The following is a 16,516-nucleotide window of genomic DNA, read 5'->3' as shown; positions in this document are numbered from 1 at the left end:
ACGCTGGGCCGGCCGGTGGGGCGGATTCCGCGCCGGCACCTGGGAGGTGGCGTGGACAGCCTGGCAATGCACATCTCGAACGGGATCATCAACGGTCCCGTGGCGGCGGCGTTCGGGGCGCTGGCCCTGGCGGCGCTCGCGCTCTGCGTCTTCCGTGCTCGGCAGGACCTGGACGACCGGCTCGCCCCGATGGCCGGGCTGGTCGCCGCGTTCATCTTCGCCGTCCAGATGCTCAACTTCCCGATCTTCACCGGCGCGGTCAGCGGCCACCTGCTCGGCGGGGCACTCGCCGCCGTCCTGGTCGGACCCTGGGTCGGGGCGCTCTGCGTGGCGGTGGTGCTGATCGTCCAGTCGCTGATCTTCGGCGACGGCGGGGTGGCGATGCTCGGCCTCAACATCACCAACATGGCGCTGATCGGTGTCGCGGTCGCGTACCTGCTGATCGCGCTCCTGCTGCGGATCCTCCCCCGTACCGTGACCGGACTGGCCGTGACCGCGTTCGTCGCCTCGGTGCTCAGCGTGCTGGTCGCCTCCCAGGGCTTCGTCCTGCAGTACTGGCTCGGCGGCACCACCGACGTCGGCAGCAGCCTCGGCGGGCTGGCCGGCACGATGGCCGGGGTGCACCTGCTGATCGGCGTCGGCGAGGGCCTGATCACCGCGACCACCGTGGTCACCGTGGCGAAGGTCCGGCCCGACCTGGTCTACGCGCTGCGCTCGCTGCGTCCGCTCCCGACCGCCGACCACCTGCCGCTGACCGGAGGTACCCGATGACGACCGGAGGTACCCGGATCTCGAAGCGCTCCGGCGCCTTCATCCTCGGCGGCCTGCTGGTCGCGCTGCTCCTCGCCGGGGTGGTCAGCAACTTCGCCTCCTCCCACCCGGACGGGCTGGACTCGTCGCTGCGCGAGGGCTGCACCTTCGACGCGGACGACAACATCACCGGCGGCAGTTGCCCGGCGCAGGAGGCCGAGGAACACGAGCTGGCCGACTCCCCGCTGGCCGACTACGGGGTCCGGGGCATCGACAACGCGTTCCTCTCCACCGGGCTCTCCGGGGCGCTCGGTGTGCTGATCACCTTCGCCGTCGGCGGTGGCCTCTTCTGGCTGACCCGGCGCCGCCCCACCGCCGGCCCGGCGGAGGATGTCGCCCCGCAAGCGGCCGCCGCTCGGACCGCCACCGACGGCACCGAGTAGGAGCGCCACAGATGGGAGCCGGGCACGCGCACGTGCTCTACCGGGAGCGGACGTCGGCGGTGCACCGACTGCCACCCGAGGTCAAGATCGTGGCGATGGTGGTCTTCACCCTCGCCGTCGTCGCGACCCCCCGGGAGGCGTTCTGGGCGTTCGGCGGCTATCTCGCGCTCGTACTCCTGGTCGCGGCGGTGTCCCGGGTCGGGTTGCGCTGGCTGGCCAGCCGGTCGCTGATCGAGCTGCCGTTCGTGGTGTTCGCGTTCGCGCTGCCGTTCCTCGGCACCGGGGAGCGGGTGAGCTGGCTGGGGCTGGACCTCTCCGTCGACGGGCTCTACGGCGGCTGGAACATCCTGGCCAAGGGCACTCTCGGGGTGCTCGCCTCGCTGCTGCTCGCCGGTACCACCACCATGCGGGACCTGATCCTCGGGCTGGACCGGCTGCACTGCCCGCAGATCCTCACCCAGATCGCCACCTTCATGCTCCGCTACCTGGACGTACTCGTCGGCGAGGCGCGGCGGATGCGGGTGGCCCGGATCTCCCGAGGCGACGATCCCCGGTTCCTGTGGCAGTTGCGCGGCTTCGGCGCGGGGGTGGGCGCACTCTTCCTGCGCGCCTTCGAGCGGGGCGAGCGGGTCTATCTGGCGATGGTCTCCCGGGGCTACCAGGGGCGGATGCCGGACGCCTGGCTCGGCGCGGGTGCGGCCACCACCCGGCACTGGCTGGTCGCGGCGACGGTGCCGATCGCCGCGACCGGCATCGCCGCCGCCGCGGTCGTGCTGGGATGATCGGGTACGTGCACAGCGCTCCCGCCGCCGACCCCCCGTCGCTGGACGTCCGCGGCGTGCGGTTCAGCTATCCCGACGGTCAGCTCGCGCTGCGCGGCGTCGACCTGACCGTCCCGCGCGGCGAGCGGATCGCCCTGCTCGGCCCGAACGGCGCCGGCAAGACCACCCTGGTGCTGCACCTGAACGGGATCCTCGGCGGTGGTGCCGGCACGGTCACCGTCGGCGGGCTGACCGTGGACCGGGATCGGGCCACCCTGGCCGAGATCCGCCGCCGGGTCGGCATCGTCTTCCAGGATCCCGACGACCAGCTCTTCCTGCCCACCGTCGCCGAGGACGTGGCGTTCGGCCCGGCGAACCTCGGCCTGCGCGGCGCCGAGCTGGCCGAGCGGGTGACCGAGGCGCTGGACGCGGTCGGGATGGCCGAGCACCGGGAGCGGGCGCCCCAACACCTCTCCTTCGGGCAGCGCCGCCGGGTGGCGGTCGCGACCGTACTGGCGATGCGCCCGGAGATCCTCGTCCTGGACGAGCCCTCCTCCAACCTCGACCCGGCCGCCCGCCGCGAGCTGGCCGGCATCCTGCGCCGGCTGCCGGTGACGCTGCTGATGGTCACCCACGACCTGCCGTACGCGCTGGAGCTGTGTGACCGGTCGGTGATCCTGGACACCGGTCGGATCGTCGCGGACGGGCCGACCGCCGAGATTCTCGCCGACGCGGAGCTGCTCGCCCGGCACCGCCTGGAGCTGCCGTACGGCTTCGACCCGGCGGTGGCCGCCCGGCAACTCGCCGCCAACGGCTAACCGCGGACCGCCGGCTCGTCGGCGGGGTACCGTCCGCCGCCGGGCGAGCCGGGCCCCCCGTCCGGAGCGGAAGGGCGGTCCTTCGCGGCGGAGCCGGACTGTCGTGCGGCGGGATCGGGCTGCTCCGCCGGCAGCGCCACGGACCAGCGCCGGGCCGGCCGCCGAGGGGCGCCCGAGCCGGCCGGTCCGACGCCGGACGAGCGGCCGGTGGCGCGTAGCCGGAGTATCCCGGCCGCCGCCAGCCCGCCGCCGACCGCGATCACCGTCGCGATCAGGACCCGGGCCCACACCGCCGGCCACGGCACCGGCACCACCGAGCGCACGAAGACGGCCGCGTTCGTCACCCCGGTGAAGAGCGCCAGACAGGTACCGGCCAGCGCCAGCGCGAAGTCGCCGGACGGTCGGCGGGTCAGCGCGTACGCCCCGGCGGCCAGCGCGCCGACGCCGGTCAGGGTGGGCCAGAGCTGCCCCGTGACGAGTCCGAGCAGCATCCCGCCGAACCCGGCGTCGGCACCCCGGGCCAGCGCGAAGCCCAGCGCCGCCGCCCCACCGACGACCGCGAGTACGGCCAGCGCGACGGTGACCCGGCGGCCCGGTCGGGAGTTGCGGGGCAGTACCCCGAGTGCCCCGATCGCCAGCGCACCGAGCAGGCCCACGCTCCACCAGGGGAGCGGATCGGGTGGCGGCAGCCAGTCGAGGGTGCCGCGTACCTCCATCGGGCGCAGCCCGTCGCGCAGCGGCACCACCCAGTCGCGGACCCGGTGCGGCCGGTCCGGGGCGGCGGTGACCTGGGGCGGTGGCGACTCCTCCAGCCAGCGGCTGCGCTGGTCGTGCCAGCGGACCACGGGCTCGGTGTCGATCCGTCGCCAGGACGGCGGCCGGGTCGGGTCGGTCCCGGCCGGCAGCGCGGTCTCCCCGGCGAGGGTCCGGTTCAGGTACGTCGCCGGGGAAGTGGTGTTCTCGTAGACGCCGTCGGGGCGGATCTCCAGGTACGGCTCCCCGGCGTAGCCCAGCACCTCGATCGTGCGACCGGTCCGGTTCTCCAGTTCGAGTCGGGCGCCGCCCTCCACCACCCGGACCCGCAGCCCCGGCAGCGCGGGAGTGACGGAGGTCACCTCGGCCCGGTAGTCGGTGCCGTCCGGGGTGTCGGCGGCGTGCGCGGCGGCCGGCGTCGCGGAGCCGAGTACGCCGACCAGACCGACCGCCAGGGCGATCCCGACGCGGGCCGGCGCGCGGAGGCGTCGGCAGCCGGGTCCGGTGCCGGTCACCCGCCGGCCGCCGCCACCGCCGCGCTGATCGCCTCGGCGCTGGCCTGCACCTGCTTGCCGTTGACAAGCACGGTCGGGGTGCCGGTCACCCCCGCCCGGGCAGCCTCGTCGGTCACGTGCTCGGTCCACTTCTCGAAGGTATTCTCCTGAACGCAGTTGCGGAAACTGTCCCCGGCCAGTCCGATGCTGGTCGCGACCTCGACGAGCTGTTCGTCACTGAGCCCGGCGCCGCCCTCGGGTGGCTGCCGGTCGAAGAGCGCCCTCGCGTACTCCCGGAACTTGCCGCTCTGCGCCGCGCATCCGGAGGCGGCGGAGGACCGGGTCGAGTACTCGGTGCTGGAGAAGCGGTTGAGGAAGGCCACCGGGTGGTAGGTGACCCGGACCTTGCCCTCGGCGACGAGCTGGTCGATCGTACCGCCGGCCTGCTGTTCGAAGGTGCGGCAGATCGGGCAGATGAAGTCCTCGTAGACGTCGACGTTGACCGGTCCGGAGCCGAGCACGATGCCGGTGCCCTCCGGGTTGGCTCCGCCCGGCGGGGTGAAGTCGCCCGAGTCCTGGCTGGCCGAGACGCCCCAGCCGATCAACCCGGCGATGACCAGCACGACGACCACGCCGACCGAGGTCCACAGGGTGCGCTTGCGGCGCCGTTCCCGGGCCATCTGCTCGCGTACGACCCGGGCGGGCCGGCGTTGCTCCTTGCGGTTCCGGTCACTCATCGTCGTTCTCCTCATCGCGGGTGTCCCGCCCCAACGCCGCGTCCACCGAGAGCGGGGTACGCGGCCAGGCCAGCAGGAAGCCGGCGAGCACCAGGAAGCCCACGTCGCGCAGGACCTCCGTCCCGTACGTCGGGTCCTGGCCGGCGGCGAGGTCGCCACCGCTGCCGAAACAGCCGCAGTCGATGGAGAGGCCACGCGTCCAGGCCGAGGCGATCCCGGCGATGAAGATCACGAGGAGTGCCGCGGAGATCCCGGCCGCGAGCCGGGTGGCGAGCCCGACCAGCAGGATCAGCCCGAGGGCCAGCTCCACGAAGGGCAGCGCCGCGCCGATCACCACCGCCAGGTCGTACGGAAAGATCTTGTACGCGTTGACCGCCCGGCCGGAGGCGGCGAGGTCACCGACCTTGGTACCGCCAGCGGCCAGCCACACGGCGGCGAGGCCCAGCCGGGCGGCCGTGCCGAGCCACGGGCGCGCGGCCCGCCAGCGGCGGTAGCCCGGCGCCGGGGCGCTTGCTGTGGTCCGCTCAGTCACAGTCATTAGTCGTCTTGGTCGGTGTGCGGGTTTCCGGCCCCGGTGTGGCGTTGGTCATCCGAGCTGCCGGACCGGGTGCGATCACGCTCACCAACGGTAGGGGGCATTACGGTGACAGGTGGGCATTACCGGCAGAACGTCCGACCGGCATCCCGGCTGTGGCACGTTGGTCGAGCCGATTCGCGGGGTCCCCGGCCCTGATCGACTCCGGCCGGTCCGCGATCCCGGACCGGTGTCCCGAACCGGGGTCGCGAGGCGCTGTCACGAGCCGGGAACTTTTTCGGGCCCGGTGCCGACTATGGGTCCGTGACACCTGACGGGATCGGGCGCGCGCGCCGGGCAGCCGACCACCGGTGCGCCCTCCGGCGCGCCGGTCGCCGGCCGGTCGCCGGTGGCGGTCGTCTCGTCCGGGCGGCAGATGCTGGTGGATCGCGACCGACGCCGGATGGTCGTGGATCGAGCCCGAGGGTGGATGGTCGCGGATCGAGCCCGATGGCGGATGGTCGTCGTCCGGGGCCGGCGGTCGTCGATCGTCCGTTGGCGGTCGGTGTGATCGAGGCGGACCGGGCGTGACCCGAGGTCGCGTGCAGCCGGGGTGGTCGGTCACGATATCGGGCATGATTGCTGCGAATCGTCGATGGCTGGCCCGCGCCGGCGCCAGTCTCGGCCTGCTGCTGGCCGCCCTCGCCCTGCTGCTCGGTCCGGCCGTCCCGGCCAGCGCGCACGCGGTACTGGTGAGCAGCAGTCCGGCTGCCGACGCGGTGCTGTCCAACTCGCCCGCGGAGGTGGTGCTCACCTTCAGCGAGAGCGTCCGCGAGGTGCCGGACAAGATTCGTGTGCTCGGTCCGGACGGCAGCAGGGTGGACCGGGGTGATCCGAGCTTCAACGGTGCGGTGATCACCATCCCGGTCGACCCGTCCGGAGCCCAGGGCAGCTACCTGGTCAGCTACCGGGTGATCTCGGCGGACAACCACCCGGTGGCCGGCGCGTACACCTATTCCGTCGGCGCACCGTCGACGCCGCCGTCCGACAGCGGCGCCGACGACATCCACCCGGCGGTGGGCGCGGCGGTACGAGTCTTCAAGGCCGTCGGCTACGCCGGCCTGCTGCTGTTGATCGGTCCGGTGATGGTGCTCAGCCTGCTCTGGCCACGCCGGCTCGACCGGCGCGGCCCGGCCCGGCTGATCTGGACCGGCATCGGGCTGATCGTGCTCTCCACCCTCGCCGGCCTCTGGTTGCAGGTGCCGTACACCACCGGTGGCGGGCCGTTCGAGGTCGACGGCGGCGCGCTCGGTGACGTACTCGGCAGCACCTTCGGCGCGGCCCACCTGGTCCGGCTCGGCATCCTGGCCGCGGCGGCGATCCTGCTCCGCCCGTTGATCAGCGGCCGGGCCGGCCGGGGCGACCACATCCTGCTCACCGTGCTCGGCGTGGCCGGTCTGGGTACCTGGCCGATCGCCGGGCACGCGGCGGCCTCGCCGGTGCCGGCGGTCTCGGTCGTGGTCGACGCGGTCCACCTGGCCGGCATGGCGGTGTGGCTCGGTGGACTGGTCATGCTCGGTTGGTTCCTGCTCCGCCGCGCGAACGACCGGGAACTCGACGCGATCCTGCCGGTCTGGTCCCGCTGGGCGACCGTCGCCGTCTCCGCGCTACTCCTCGCCGGGATCGTCCAGGCCCTGATCGAGGTGGGTACGCTGTCCGGGCTGGTCTCCACCACGTACGGCCGGCTGATCATCGCGAAGGTGGTGCTCTTCGCGGCGGTGATCGCGGTGGCCGCGTACTCACGGCAGCTCGTCCGGCGCCGGCTTCTCGCCGACGACCCGGCCGATGCAGTCGATCCGGTCGTCGCAGCCGAGCCGGCCGACTCCGCCGACCCGGCTGACCCGACTGACGCGGTGGACGGTGCCGGCGCGCCGGAGGCGGCGACCGCCACCAGGACGCTCGTCGCCGACCCGCCCCGGCCTGCCGCCTCGGCCCGACGGATCCGTCGGGCGGTCTGGGTCGAACTCGCGATCACCGCCGTGGTGCTGGCCCTCTCCGCCGTACTGGTGCAGACTCCGCCGGCCCGGACCGCCGGCGAGTACGCCGACGCCGGTGGCCCCGGCTACTACACCACCACGCTGACCAGTTCGCTCTACTCGTTGCAGGTCGAGGTGGACCCGGCCGGGGTCGGCAGCAACTCGGTACACCTCTACGCGTACACCCCGGACAACAAGCCCCTGCCGGTGGTCGAGTGGAAGGCCACGGCCGCACTGCCGGAGCAGGGCGTCGAACCCATCGAGATCCCACTGCTGCCGCTCACCGACAACCACGCCACCGGCGAGATCAGCCTGCCGACGGCAGGCACCTGGCAGCTCAGCTTCACGGTCCGGATTTCGGACATCGACCAGGCCACGGTGACCAGCACCGTGCCCATCACCTAGAGAGGTACATCATGATCCGTCACCGTCGGGCTGCGCGCGCCGCCGCCCTCGTTCTCGGAGCAGCCGTGCTCGGCGTGTTCGGGGTGGCTTCGTCGGCCTCCGCGCATGTCACGGTGAACCCGAGAGAGGCGACCCAGGGCGGTTACGGTCGCGTGGCGTTTCGGGTACCGACCGAGAGCGACACCGCGTCGACCGTCAAGCTGGAGGTGACGTTCCCCGAGGACGCGCCGCTCGCCTCGGTCTCCACGATGCCGGTGCCCGGCTGGACGGTGGCGGTCGAGAAGCGCAAGGTGGACCCGCCGGTGGAGGTGCACGGCAGCCAGGTCGGCGAGGTGGTCTCGAAGATCACCTGGACGGCGGCGGCGAACGCCGGGATCAAGCCGGGAGAGTTCCACGAGTTCCCGGTCTCGATGGGGCCGCTGCCCGAGGTCAAGCAACTGGTGTTCCGGGTCCTCCAGCACTACTCGGACGGCAACACGGCGCGCTGGATCGAGCCGCCGGCCGCCGACGGTACCGAGCCGGAGAACGACCCCGCCCCGGTACTGAAGCTGCTTCCGGCGGCCGGCAACGGCACCCCGGCGAGCGCCGGCCCGGCCGTGGTGCAGCAGCAGCCGGCATCGTCGAACGAGGACGACGGGGACCCGGCGGCTCTGGGCCTGGCGATCGCGGGCCTGGTCGCCGGCCTCGCCGGCCTGGCGCTGGGCGGGCTGGCATTCGCGCGTACCCGACGGGAGACCACGCCGCCCACCGCCTGATCGCGCGGCGCTCCCGCACCCACCGGTGTCCTCGCTGGCCCGTCGGCACAACTGCCGACGGGCCGGCGGCGTTTTAAGTCAATAATCCGTGTTGAAGCGATTTCGCTCGGTATGGTCGTCGGGTACTGCGACCCCGCCGCCGTCGCGCGACATCATCGGCGGTACCGCGACCGGAGGGAACGAGACGGTATGCGCTTCGTGCGGCTGATCGCCGGGATACTCCTGCTCACGATCGGGCTGCCGGTGCTCCTCGTCGGTGGTGCACTGTGGACGCTCTCCGAACAGCGGGGCGGTGGGGAGACCTTCGCCGGCACCCTGGACCGGATCGAGACCGGCGGGCACGCCGTCGTCGTACCCGACCTGGCCGCGATGCTGCGCCGGGACGCGCCCTTCCTGGGTGCCGGTCGGACCGGGCTGCGGATCGTGGCGCGCACCGGAACCGAGCCGGCGTTCCTCGGCCTCGCGCCCGCTGCCGAGGTCTCCACCTACCTCGCCAGCTCGCCGTACGCCCGGCTCGACCGAGTCAGCGTGACCCGGGGCGATCTGCCGGTACGTGTCGAGCCGGTCGACGAGCCGGCCACCCCAGCCGCCCCCGTACTCCCCGGCGAGCAGGGACTCTGGCTCCGAAGCGGCCTGGGCACACTGGACCTGAGCGCTGACGACGTACGCGCACCCCGGCTCAGCCTTGTCGTCATGCGCCCGGACGCCGGCGCCGGCATCGTCGCCGACCTGCGCGCCGAGGTACGCCCCGGCTGGCTCGATCCGGTCGCCTGGAGTTCACTGGCGGTCGGCGGCCTGCTGGCGCTGTTCGGCATCGCCCTGCTGGCCCGGCCGGTCCGTCCGCGCGAGGTGGTCTTCGTCGTCGAACCGGGTCAGGTCCCGGCACTCGCCGCCCGGCTCGGTGTCGCCGCCCTGAACGAGATCGGACACCGTCATCCGCCGATGCGCCCCGTACCACTGGACATCGCTTCGTTGGGTAGTGCTTCGCGGGATGCTGCTTCGCCGGGTAGTGCCCTGCCGGATGCGGCTTCGCCGGATACGGTTCCGGCCGGGGGGCGGAGGAGAGCGGAGCGACCAGCGGAGTTGCCGGCTCAGGCCGGTGGTCGGCCGGAAGAGGCGCGGAGCCGTCCGGTGCCGTCGAGGCGGCCCGCGACGCTGGCGGACGTGGTGACGCCGGCAGGCGGCGTCACAGTGGCATGGCCGGGCCCCGGGGGCTCGTCGCGCCTGGTCTGGCCGCCGATGAACTCGTCGGGCCCGGTGGGGTCGTCGGGCCCGGTGGGGTCGTCGGATCCTGTGGGGTCGCCGGTCCCGGCTGGGTTGTCGGACTCTGCCGGGTCGTCGGTGCCGGTTGGATCGCCAGGCCCGATGGTGGCGGCGCAATCCGTCCGTGCTCCCGCCCCGGCTCCGGCACCCGCGCCAGTACCCGCGCCACCGCCCGCGCCGGTGCCGGCACCTTCGCCGACGCCGCCGTTGCCGGCCCCGGCACCGCCGATGCCAGCACCGCCCAGGCCGGCACCGGTCCCGGCGGCCAACGTCGCCCCGCGACAGCCCAGCGTGCCGAGCGGGACGTGGACGGCGGTCGAGGTGTCGGGGGTGCCGCTGGCGTCCGAGCCGGCAGCCGAGTCGAGATCGGGCCCGGCAGCCGAGTCGGCGTCCCGGGCGGCAGCCGAGTCGGCGTGTCGGCCGGTGGCCGAGTCGGAGAGCCGCCCGGCCACGGTACGTGCGGGATCCCGGGACGACTGGCCGGTTCCCGTGCAGCCCGTACCGGAGCCCGGGGACCTGTCCGGGGCGCTTCCCGGCCAGGAGGAGGGTTCCCGGCGGATCGCCCTGCGTCCGGCGACCCCGGGAGCGGCAGCATACGACGCCGACCAGCCACGTACGGGGCGTACCGGACTGAACCGGCCGAGGGGCTACGAGCCGGCGACCCGCCGAGCGCGCTGACGGCGGGTTGCGGCGCTGATCGCGAGTCGACTTCGCCGATCGCGAGTCGGCTGCGTCGGCTGAGTTGGCGCTGAGTCGGCTGCGCTGACCGCGAGGTGTGTTTCTCCGCCGCGTGGCCGACCGGGTGGCCCCGTCGAGGGGAGGGACGGCGGGTGGCCCCCCGCGCTGCCGACACGGGGGGCCACCTTCACCGGGGGATCGGTGTACCGAAGGGACGTTTCAGATGTGTCCCTAGATTAACCGCATCGAGGCGTACTAGATAGATCTGTCCATTTGGCGCAACTTCTGCTACTGCCGGATACTTGGTTCATGTTTAGCGGCCTCGGTGTCCGTGCCCGTACCCGTTGACGCCCGACGGATCGGCAGTACGAAGAGCAGTAGCAACGCGAAGAGCACGTAGAGGTTGCGCAGCAGGAACTCGCCGGGCGCATCCGTCCGGTCGAAGGCGCGTCCCCAGTCGTAGTACGAGACCACGCCGTACACGATCGCGGCGGTGAGCAACGCGGCGAGCGCCAGCAGCGCGAGCCTGCGGCGGCGCCCGGCCCGGTCGTCGGGCAGATCGGGCGGCCGTGGTCCGGTGGATCGTGCTCCGGTGGATCGTGGTCCGGTGGACCGCAGTCCGGCGTCGACCAGCACCACCACGGCGGGAATGAACCAGTACGCATGATGGGTCCAGGTGATCGGGCTCACCAGGACGGCAACCAGACCGGTCAGGGTCAACCCGGCGAGTTCGTCGCCGGCCCGGGCAGCCCGGGCGGCCCGCCACAGCCCGTACGCGGCGACGGCGACCACCAGCACCAGCCAGAGCACCCGGTTGGGCTCTCCGGGCGTGGTGAAGCGGCTGAGCAGGCCGAAGAGCGACTGGTTGCCGGTGTAGTCGGGCCGGCCGACCCGATCGGTCAGCCAGAGCTCGTGGGTCCAGAACCGCCAGGAGTCGCTCGGCGCGATGGCCGCCGCCAGCAACGTCGCGACGGCCGCCGTCGCGGACGAGACCAGGGCCGCCCGCCACCGCCGGGTGACGAGCAGATAGACGATGAAGATCCCCGGATAGAGCTTGAGCGCCGTCGCCAGCCCGATCCCGACGCCGGCCCAGCGCGAGTTCCGGGGTACGGCGAAGAGCAGGTCGGCCAGGACCAGCACCACGAGCAGCATGTTGATCTGCCCGAAGACGATGGTCTCCCGGGTGCTCTCCACGGCGAAGGCGAGCGGTACGGCGAGTCCCGCCGCGAACCACCGGGACACCCCGTGCCGGTCGGCGACCGCCGAGACGAGCCACCAGGTGGTCACCAGCAGGGCAAGTACGGTCAACACGGTGAAGACGGCGGCGGTCACCCCGATCCGCAACCCGGCGAACGGACGCAGCAGCAGGGCGGTGAAGGGCGGGTAGGTGAAGTACAACTGCCCCTGCAACAGGTCTGCCTGCACGTAGTCGTAGAGCGGGTTCCCGTCCGCCCACCACCGCATCGCGCTCATGTAGATCTTGAGGTCGTAGAAGTTGTGCGGGGTGCTGACCAGATAGAGCAGCGGCACCGCCGCGGCGACCAGCACCACGACGATGATCTGGCGTGCGGTGCGGCCGCCGGGATCGTCCTCGTCGGTGGCGGATGGCACGGGGGGATCGGCTGGCACGGGAAAACCCTAGCGGGCCGTTCTGTCCACAGCGTTGAGGCGCGGGTGCCGAGGCTGCGCGTAGTCTGATCGTCGTGGCTGATCTTCTCGTTTGGGTCGACTGTGAGATGACCGGGCTCGACCTCGGCAAGGACGCCTTGATCGAGGTTGCCGCGCTGGTCACGGACCGTGACCTCAACGTGCTCGGTGAGGGCGTGGACGTGGTGATCCACGCCGACGAGCAGGCGCTGGGTGGCATGCCGGAGATCGTGCGGGCGATGCACGAGCGCTCCGGCCTGACCGAGGAGGCCCGCCGCTCGACGGTGAGCCTGCGCGAGGCCGAGGACCTGGTGCTGGAGTACGTCACCTCGCTGGTCAAGGATCCGCGCACTGCGCCGCTCTGCGGCAACTCGATCGCCACCGACCGGGGCTTCCTGGCCCGCGACATGCCGCGACTCGACGCCCACCTGCACTACCGCATGATCGACGTCTCGTCGATCAAGGAGTTGTGCCGCCGCTGGTACCCCCGGGTCTACTTCGGCCAGCCGGCCAAGGGGCTGGCCCACCGGGCCCTGGCCGACGTCCGGGAGAGCATCCGGGAACTCGAGTACTACCGTCGGACGATCTTCGTACCGCTGCCCGGCCCGGACGTCGACGCCGCCAAGGCCATCGCCGCCGAACTCTGACGGCGTCGGCCCAGCGGTCCCGCCGTCGTCTCGGATCAGGGTGCAACCCGGTCGACGGCGGGGGGAGGGGTGTGGCTATCATTGGTCGTCGCCCTGCCGGGTCTCTGAGCCGGTTGGGCGGATGTTCCTGATCAAACTGAACATGGTGGCTGTAGCTCAGTTGGCAGAGCACCGGGTTGTGGTCCCGGGTGTCGTGGGTTCAAATCCCATCAGTCACCCTCATGCCGGATCTCACGATCCGCAGGTCGAGACAAGACCCCCTCCTGCGAGGGGGTCTTGATCGTTCTGGGGTGGGTAGCCGAGATCGATTCGGGGCGGCCCTACCCTCGCCGCACGCCCTGCGCAGCAGAAGCCTTCGCGATACGCCCTCGGCGGGATGTCCTCGCGAAACGCCTCGCCCGCTCCGGACGGTTCCGGGGCGGGGCGAGGGCGGTGCGGCCGGGGGCGATGCGGTACCGGGGCGATGCGCTGCCGGGCCTGCCGCCGGTTCAGCCGGTCACGGCGCCCGCGGTCGGCTCCGTGGTGGGTGCGGTTGCCGTCTCGCCGACCGGGATCGCGCTGCCCTTGACGTACTCGTCCCAGCTCATGTTCCAGTCGGTCCAGCCGTTGCCGTTCTGCAGCTTGCGCTCGGTGCCCTTCACCACGATCGGGTCGCCGACCCGGGTCTGGTTGAACAGCCAGCTCGCGTTCGCGGTGGACATGTTGACGCAGCCGTGCGACACGTTCGTACGCCCCTGCGAGGCGACGGACCAGGGCGCGGCGTGGATGAACTCGCCGCCCCAGGTGAGCCGCTGGGCGTACTCGATGTCGGTGATGTAGCGGTTGGCCGGGTTCGGGTCGTCCATGGTGTTGAAGACGGTCTCCTTCAGCTTCTCGATGACCACCATCGTGCCGCTGGAGGAGGGGGTGCTCTTCTTGCCGAGGCTGACCGGGATGGTCTTGATGACCTTCCCGTCCTTCTTGACCGTCATCTTCTTGGTCTTGTTGTCGACGGTCATGACCACCGCAGGCCCGGTCTTGATGTCGACGGTGAGGTCGGCCCGGCCGTACCAGCCGTCGCCCATCGGCAGCCCGCCGGCCTGGATCTTGTAGAAGATCTTGGTGTTGGCCTTCCAGTACGTCTTCGGGCGGTAGCGCACCTCGGTGGGGCTGACCCAGTGCCAGATCCCCTCCTGGGCCGGCGTGGCCCGCACGGTCATCCGGCGCTGCACGTCGTCCCGGTAGTCCTCGGGCACCGCCCGGCTGAACTTGACGATCAACGGCATGCCGACCCCGACCGTCTGGCCGTCGCCGAGGAAGCTGGTCACCCGGACCTGCTTGCCGGGCTTGGCCATGGTGGTGAAGGTACTGGTCGTCGTCGCCGGCTTGCCGTCGTCGCCGGTCGCGGTCACGGTCACGGTGTACGTCGCACCGTATTCGAGCGCCTTCTCCGGCAGCCAGGTCCCGGTGGCGGTGAGCGCGCCCTTGACGGCCTCACCGGCCGCGTTCTTGACCTCGACGGTCGTCTCGACGGCGTCCTTGCTGCTGAAGGCGATCTCCGCCGAGGCGGGTACGTCCTTGGCGTCGGCGGCCGGCGCGGTGATCGTCGCGGAGGCCTTCGGCTGCTGTTCGGCCTCACTGCCACCCTGGAACGAGGGTCCGGCGCCCTTGTCGCCGTCGCCGGTGCAGGCGGTCGCGGTGACCGCCAGGGCCCCGGCGATCAGGACCGAGGCGAGGGCACGCAGCGGCGCGGGTCGTCGTACCCGCGTCGCCAGACCCCGGTCGGAGGTGCCACGGGTCATCTGATTCCGGCCTGGTCGCATGATCCCCTCACACTGCTGTTTCTCACAGCTGTACCCACTCGGTCCCCACGGTCATCCTCTCCCAATGACGTCCGTGAGCAAGTTTTCGTTTCCTCCCGTGCCCAAGAACACCATTGGATGAGGTCGATTTAACCGGTTGGTACCTCAATGTCGACCGAAGTCGTCCTCGATCCGTCGCCGGTCCGTCTCCTTGAACTGGCCCCGATCCGGTCCGCGTCACGCACCCAGGTCGGCGGGGACCGGCAGGGCGCTGCCCTTGACGTACTCCTTCCACGGCAGATTCCAGGCCGTCCAGCCGTTGCCGGAGACGAGCTTCCGCTCGGTGCCGGTGATCGTCACCGGGTCGCCGGTCTTGGTCTTCTCGAAGAGCCAGCGGGCGTTCGCGGTGGAGACGTTGACGCAACCGTGCGAGACGTTGCGTCGCCCCTGGTCACCGACGGACCACGGAGCGGCGTGGATGTACTCTCCGCCCCAGGTCAGTCGCTGGGCGAAGTCGATGTCCGTCACGTAGCGGTTCGCCGGGTCCGGGTCGTCGCGGGTGTCGAAGACCGTGGACTGCTTCTTCTCCATCACCACCATGGTGCCGCTCGACGACGGGGTGCTCTTCTTGCCGAGGCTCACCGGGATGGTCCGGACCACCTTGCCGTCCTCGAGGACGGTCATCTTCTTGGTCTTGTTGTCGACCTTCATCTCGAACCTGTTGCCGATCTTGGCGGTCGCCTTGCGGTCGACGTTGCCGTACCGGCCGTTGCTCAGCGGGATGCCCTCCAGCCCGATCCGTACGCCCAGCGTCGTCCCCGGCTGCCAGTACTCCGGGGCGCGGTAGTAGGCCTGGGTCCCGTTGGAGACCCAGTGCCAGGCGCCGGGCTGCGGCGGGTCGGAGTCGACGAACATCCGCTGCTGCACCTTGGCCCGGTCCTTCTTGGGGATCCCCGGGGAGAACTCGACCACCACCGGCATGGCGACGCCGTAGGTCTTGTCGTCGAAGAGGTAGAGGCCGGAGCCGATCACCGACCTCGGCTTGGCCATGGTGATGAACGAGGTCGTCTTGGTCTCCGCCTGGCCGGACGAGGAGGTCGCGGTGACCTGCGCGGTGTAGGTCTTGCCGTACTTCAGTGGCGCCGCCGGCACCCAGGACGTGCCGTCCGGCCGCATCGCACCTCGGACCGCCTCGCCTCCGGCGAGGGTCAGGCTGACGTTGCTGATCTTGCCGCCCTTGACGCTGGTGCCGATCTCGACGCTCACCGGCTGCTTCTTGGCGCCGCTGGCCGGGGTGATCGCGAACTCGAGCGGCTCGGCGGGTGGTGTCGGGCTCGGGGTCGCTCCGGCCGCCCCGCCGTTACCGCTCACGAACTGCGGCTTCTCGTCTCCGTCGCCGCCACACGCCGCCGCACCCAGCGGCGTGGCGACCACCAGAGCGATGATCATCACCCAGTTGCGCGTGCTCCTGCCCATCCCCACCTCGGTTCACTCGAATCCCGGGAGACATCGTGCACTATCGGGGCCACAGTTTTGACCCCGGACGCCAAACCTATGGGAGGAATGACCGTTTTGCCGGCTCAGGTGAGCTCCTCGTGGCCGAGAGGGGAACTGGTTGGAAGCGCCTCCTGTGGCCGTGTTAAGGTTTCTCCCGTTGTCAGCGAGCGCCGCTAGCTCAACTGGCAGAGCAGCGGACTCTTAATCCGCGGGTTCGGGGTTCGAGTCCCTGGCGGCGCACCAACGATCAAGGCCCCGACCTGGCGTTTCACGCCGGATCAGGGCCTTCATCGTGTCCGTGTCGGCGGCTGGGTGCTCGACGGGCGCTCGGGAGCGGTTGGACGGATAACGCGGTTGCGGAACCGCCACCGCAATCATGATCGTTTGGCGGTGGACGGGCTTTCGTCTCCACTCCCCGGGTGGCAGAGCAGCCCAGGCGAACCGGAGCCGGCTGGGTCCAGCAACGGCACGCAAGGCCCTCGATCGACCCGCAGGCCCTTGGTTCGCTCACCCGGACCTTACCCAACGTGTGTACCA

Annotated in this window: 14 protein-coding genes and 2 tRNA genes; 10 read left to right on the top strand and 6 right to left on the bottom strand. The window is 71.5% G+C overall.

Going from position 1 to position 16,516, the window contains the following annotated elements; all coding sequences use genetic code 11:
- Positions 1-51 precede the first annotated feature (51 nt).
- From V1634_RS22335 to V1634_RS22320, 4 genes are read left to right on the top strand one after another with little or no spacing between them, the layout of a single operon-like run.
- Positions 52-771 carry an energy-coupling factor ABC transporter permease gene (locus tag V1634_RS22335; RefSeq protein WP_331209824.1) on the top strand — a complete coding sequence of 240 codons (720 nt, stop codon included), beginning with the start codon at positions 52-54 and terminating at the stop codon, positions 769-771.
- Positions 772-788: 17 nt separating this feature from the next.
- Complete coding sequence (locus V1634_RS22330) at positions 789-1,193, top strand: PDGLE domain-containing protein (protein ID WP_331210031.1); 405 nt, start codon at positions 789-791, stop codon at positions 1,191-1,193.
- 11 nt (positions 1,194-1,204) lie between these two features.
- The gene (gene cbiQ, locus V1634_RS22325; RefSeq protein ID WP_331209823.1) at positions 1,205-1,975 is read left to right on the top strand and encodes a cobalt ECF transporter T component CbiQ; all 771 of its coding nucleotides are present in this window, start codon (positions 1,205-1,207) and stop codon (positions 1,973-1,975) included.
- Positions 1,972-2,772, top strand: coding sequence for an energy-coupling factor ABC transporter ATP-binding protein (locus tag V1634_RS22320; RefSeq protein ID WP_331209822.1), 801 nt, complete (start codon positions 1,972-1,974; stop codon positions 2,770-2,772). Before cbiQ ends, V1634_RS22320 begins: the two co-directional genes overlap by 4 nt.
- On the opposite strand, the gene V1634_RS22315 is transcribed toward V1634_RS22320, so the two are convergent.
- Genes V1634_RS22315 through V1634_RS22305 form a run of 3 tightly spaced genes read right to left on the bottom strand, consistent with a single transcriptional unit; the run spans position 2,769 to position 5,294 of the window.
- Positions 2,769-4,040: a hypothetical protein gene (locus V1634_RS22315; RefSeq protein ID WP_331209821.1), complete on the bottom strand. Its 1,272-nt coding sequence runs from the start codon at positions 4,038-4,040 to the stop codon at positions 2,769-2,771. The genes V1634_RS22320 and V1634_RS22315 overlap by 4 nt on opposite strands.
- Positions 4,037-4,756, bottom strand: a complete 720-nt coding sequence (locus V1634_RS22310) for a DsbA family protein (RefSeq protein ID WP_331209820.1) — start codon at positions 4,754-4,756, stop codon at positions 4,037-4,039. Before V1634_RS22310 ends, V1634_RS22315 begins: the two co-directional genes overlap by 4 nt.
- Positions 4,749-5,294 (bottom strand): MauE/DoxX family redox-associated membrane protein, encoded by a 546-nt coding sequence (locus tag V1634_RS22305; protein WP_331209819.1) that lies wholly within the window; start codon positions 5,292-5,294, stop codon positions 4,749-4,751. Before V1634_RS22305 ends, V1634_RS22310 begins: the two co-directional genes overlap by 8 nt.
- A 602-nt stretch (positions 5,295-5,896) precedes the next feature.
- Between V1634_RS22305 and V1634_RS22300 the strand changes: the two genes are divergently transcribed.
- The 3 genes from V1634_RS22300 to V1634_RS22290 all read left to right on the top strand — a co-directional run bounded on the left by V1634_RS22300 (position 5,897) and on the right by V1634_RS22290 (position 10,407).
- Positions 5,897-7,711: a copper resistance CopC/CopD family protein gene (locus V1634_RS22300; RefSeq protein ID WP_331210030.1), complete on the top strand. Its 1,815-nt coding sequence runs from the start codon at positions 5,897-5,899 to the stop codon at positions 7,709-7,711.
- Positions 7,712-7,722: 11 nt separating this feature from the next.
- On the top strand, positions 7,723-8,466 hold the full coding sequence (locus V1634_RS22295; RefSeq protein WP_331209818.1) for a YcnI family copper-binding membrane protein: 744 nt from the start codon (positions 7,723-7,725) through the stop codon (positions 8,464-8,466).
- Between the two features lie 189 nt (positions 8,467-8,655).
- Positions 8,656-10,407: a hypothetical protein gene (locus V1634_RS22290; protein WP_331209817.1), complete on the top strand. Its 1,752-nt coding sequence runs from the start codon at positions 8,656-8,658 to the stop codon at positions 10,405-10,407.
- Between the two features lie 288 nt (positions 10,408-10,695).
- Here V1634_RS22290 and V1634_RS22285 read toward each other — a convergent pair whose 3' ends face one another.
- Positions 10,696-12,036, bottom strand: a complete 1,341-nt coding sequence (locus V1634_RS22285) for a glycosyltransferase family 87 protein (protein ID WP_331209816.1) — start codon at positions 12,034-12,036, stop codon at positions 10,696-10,698.
- Between the two features lie 68 nt (positions 12,037-12,104).
- On the opposite strand from V1634_RS22285, the gene orn reads away from it, so the two are divergent.
- Positions 12,105-12,701: an oligoribonuclease gene (gene orn / locus V1634_RS22280; protein WP_331210029.1), complete on the top strand. Its 597-nt coding sequence runs from the start codon at positions 12,105-12,107 to the stop codon at positions 12,699-12,701.
- Between the two features lie 145 nt (positions 12,702-12,846).
- Positions 12,847-12,919 (top strand) — tRNA-His (locus V1634_RS22275).
- 270 nt (positions 12,920-13,189) lie between these two features.
- Here V1634_RS22275 and V1634_RS22270 read toward each other — a convergent pair.
- Positions 13,190-14,482 carry a L,D-transpeptidase gene (locus V1634_RS22270; RefSeq protein ID WP_407951829.1) on the bottom strand — a complete coding sequence of 431 codons (1,293 nt, stop codon included), beginning with the start codon at positions 14,480-14,482 and terminating at the stop codon, positions 13,190-13,192.
- A 237-nt stretch (positions 14,483-14,719) separates the two neighbouring features.
- Positions 14,720-15,958, bottom strand: coding sequence for a L,D-transpeptidase (locus V1634_RS22265; protein WP_407951828.1), 1,239 nt, complete (start codon positions 15,956-15,958; stop codon positions 14,720-14,722).
- 188 nt (positions 15,959-16,146) lie between these two features.
- Between V1634_RS22265 and V1634_RS22260 the strand changes: the two genes are divergently transcribed.
- Positions 16,147-16,222: transfer RNA gene (locus V1634_RS22260), tRNA-Lys, on the top strand.
- Positions 16,223-16,516: the final 294 nt, after the last annotated feature.

The organism is Plantactinospora veratri, from assembly GCF_036421995.1.
GTDB classification, from domain to species: Bacteria; Actinomycetota; Actinomycetes; order Mycobacteriales; family Micromonosporaceae; genus Plantactinospora; species Plantactinospora veratri.
The sequence above is the reverse complement of the archived record's forward strand: the minus strand, read 5'-3'. Positions and strand labels throughout refer to the sequence as shown.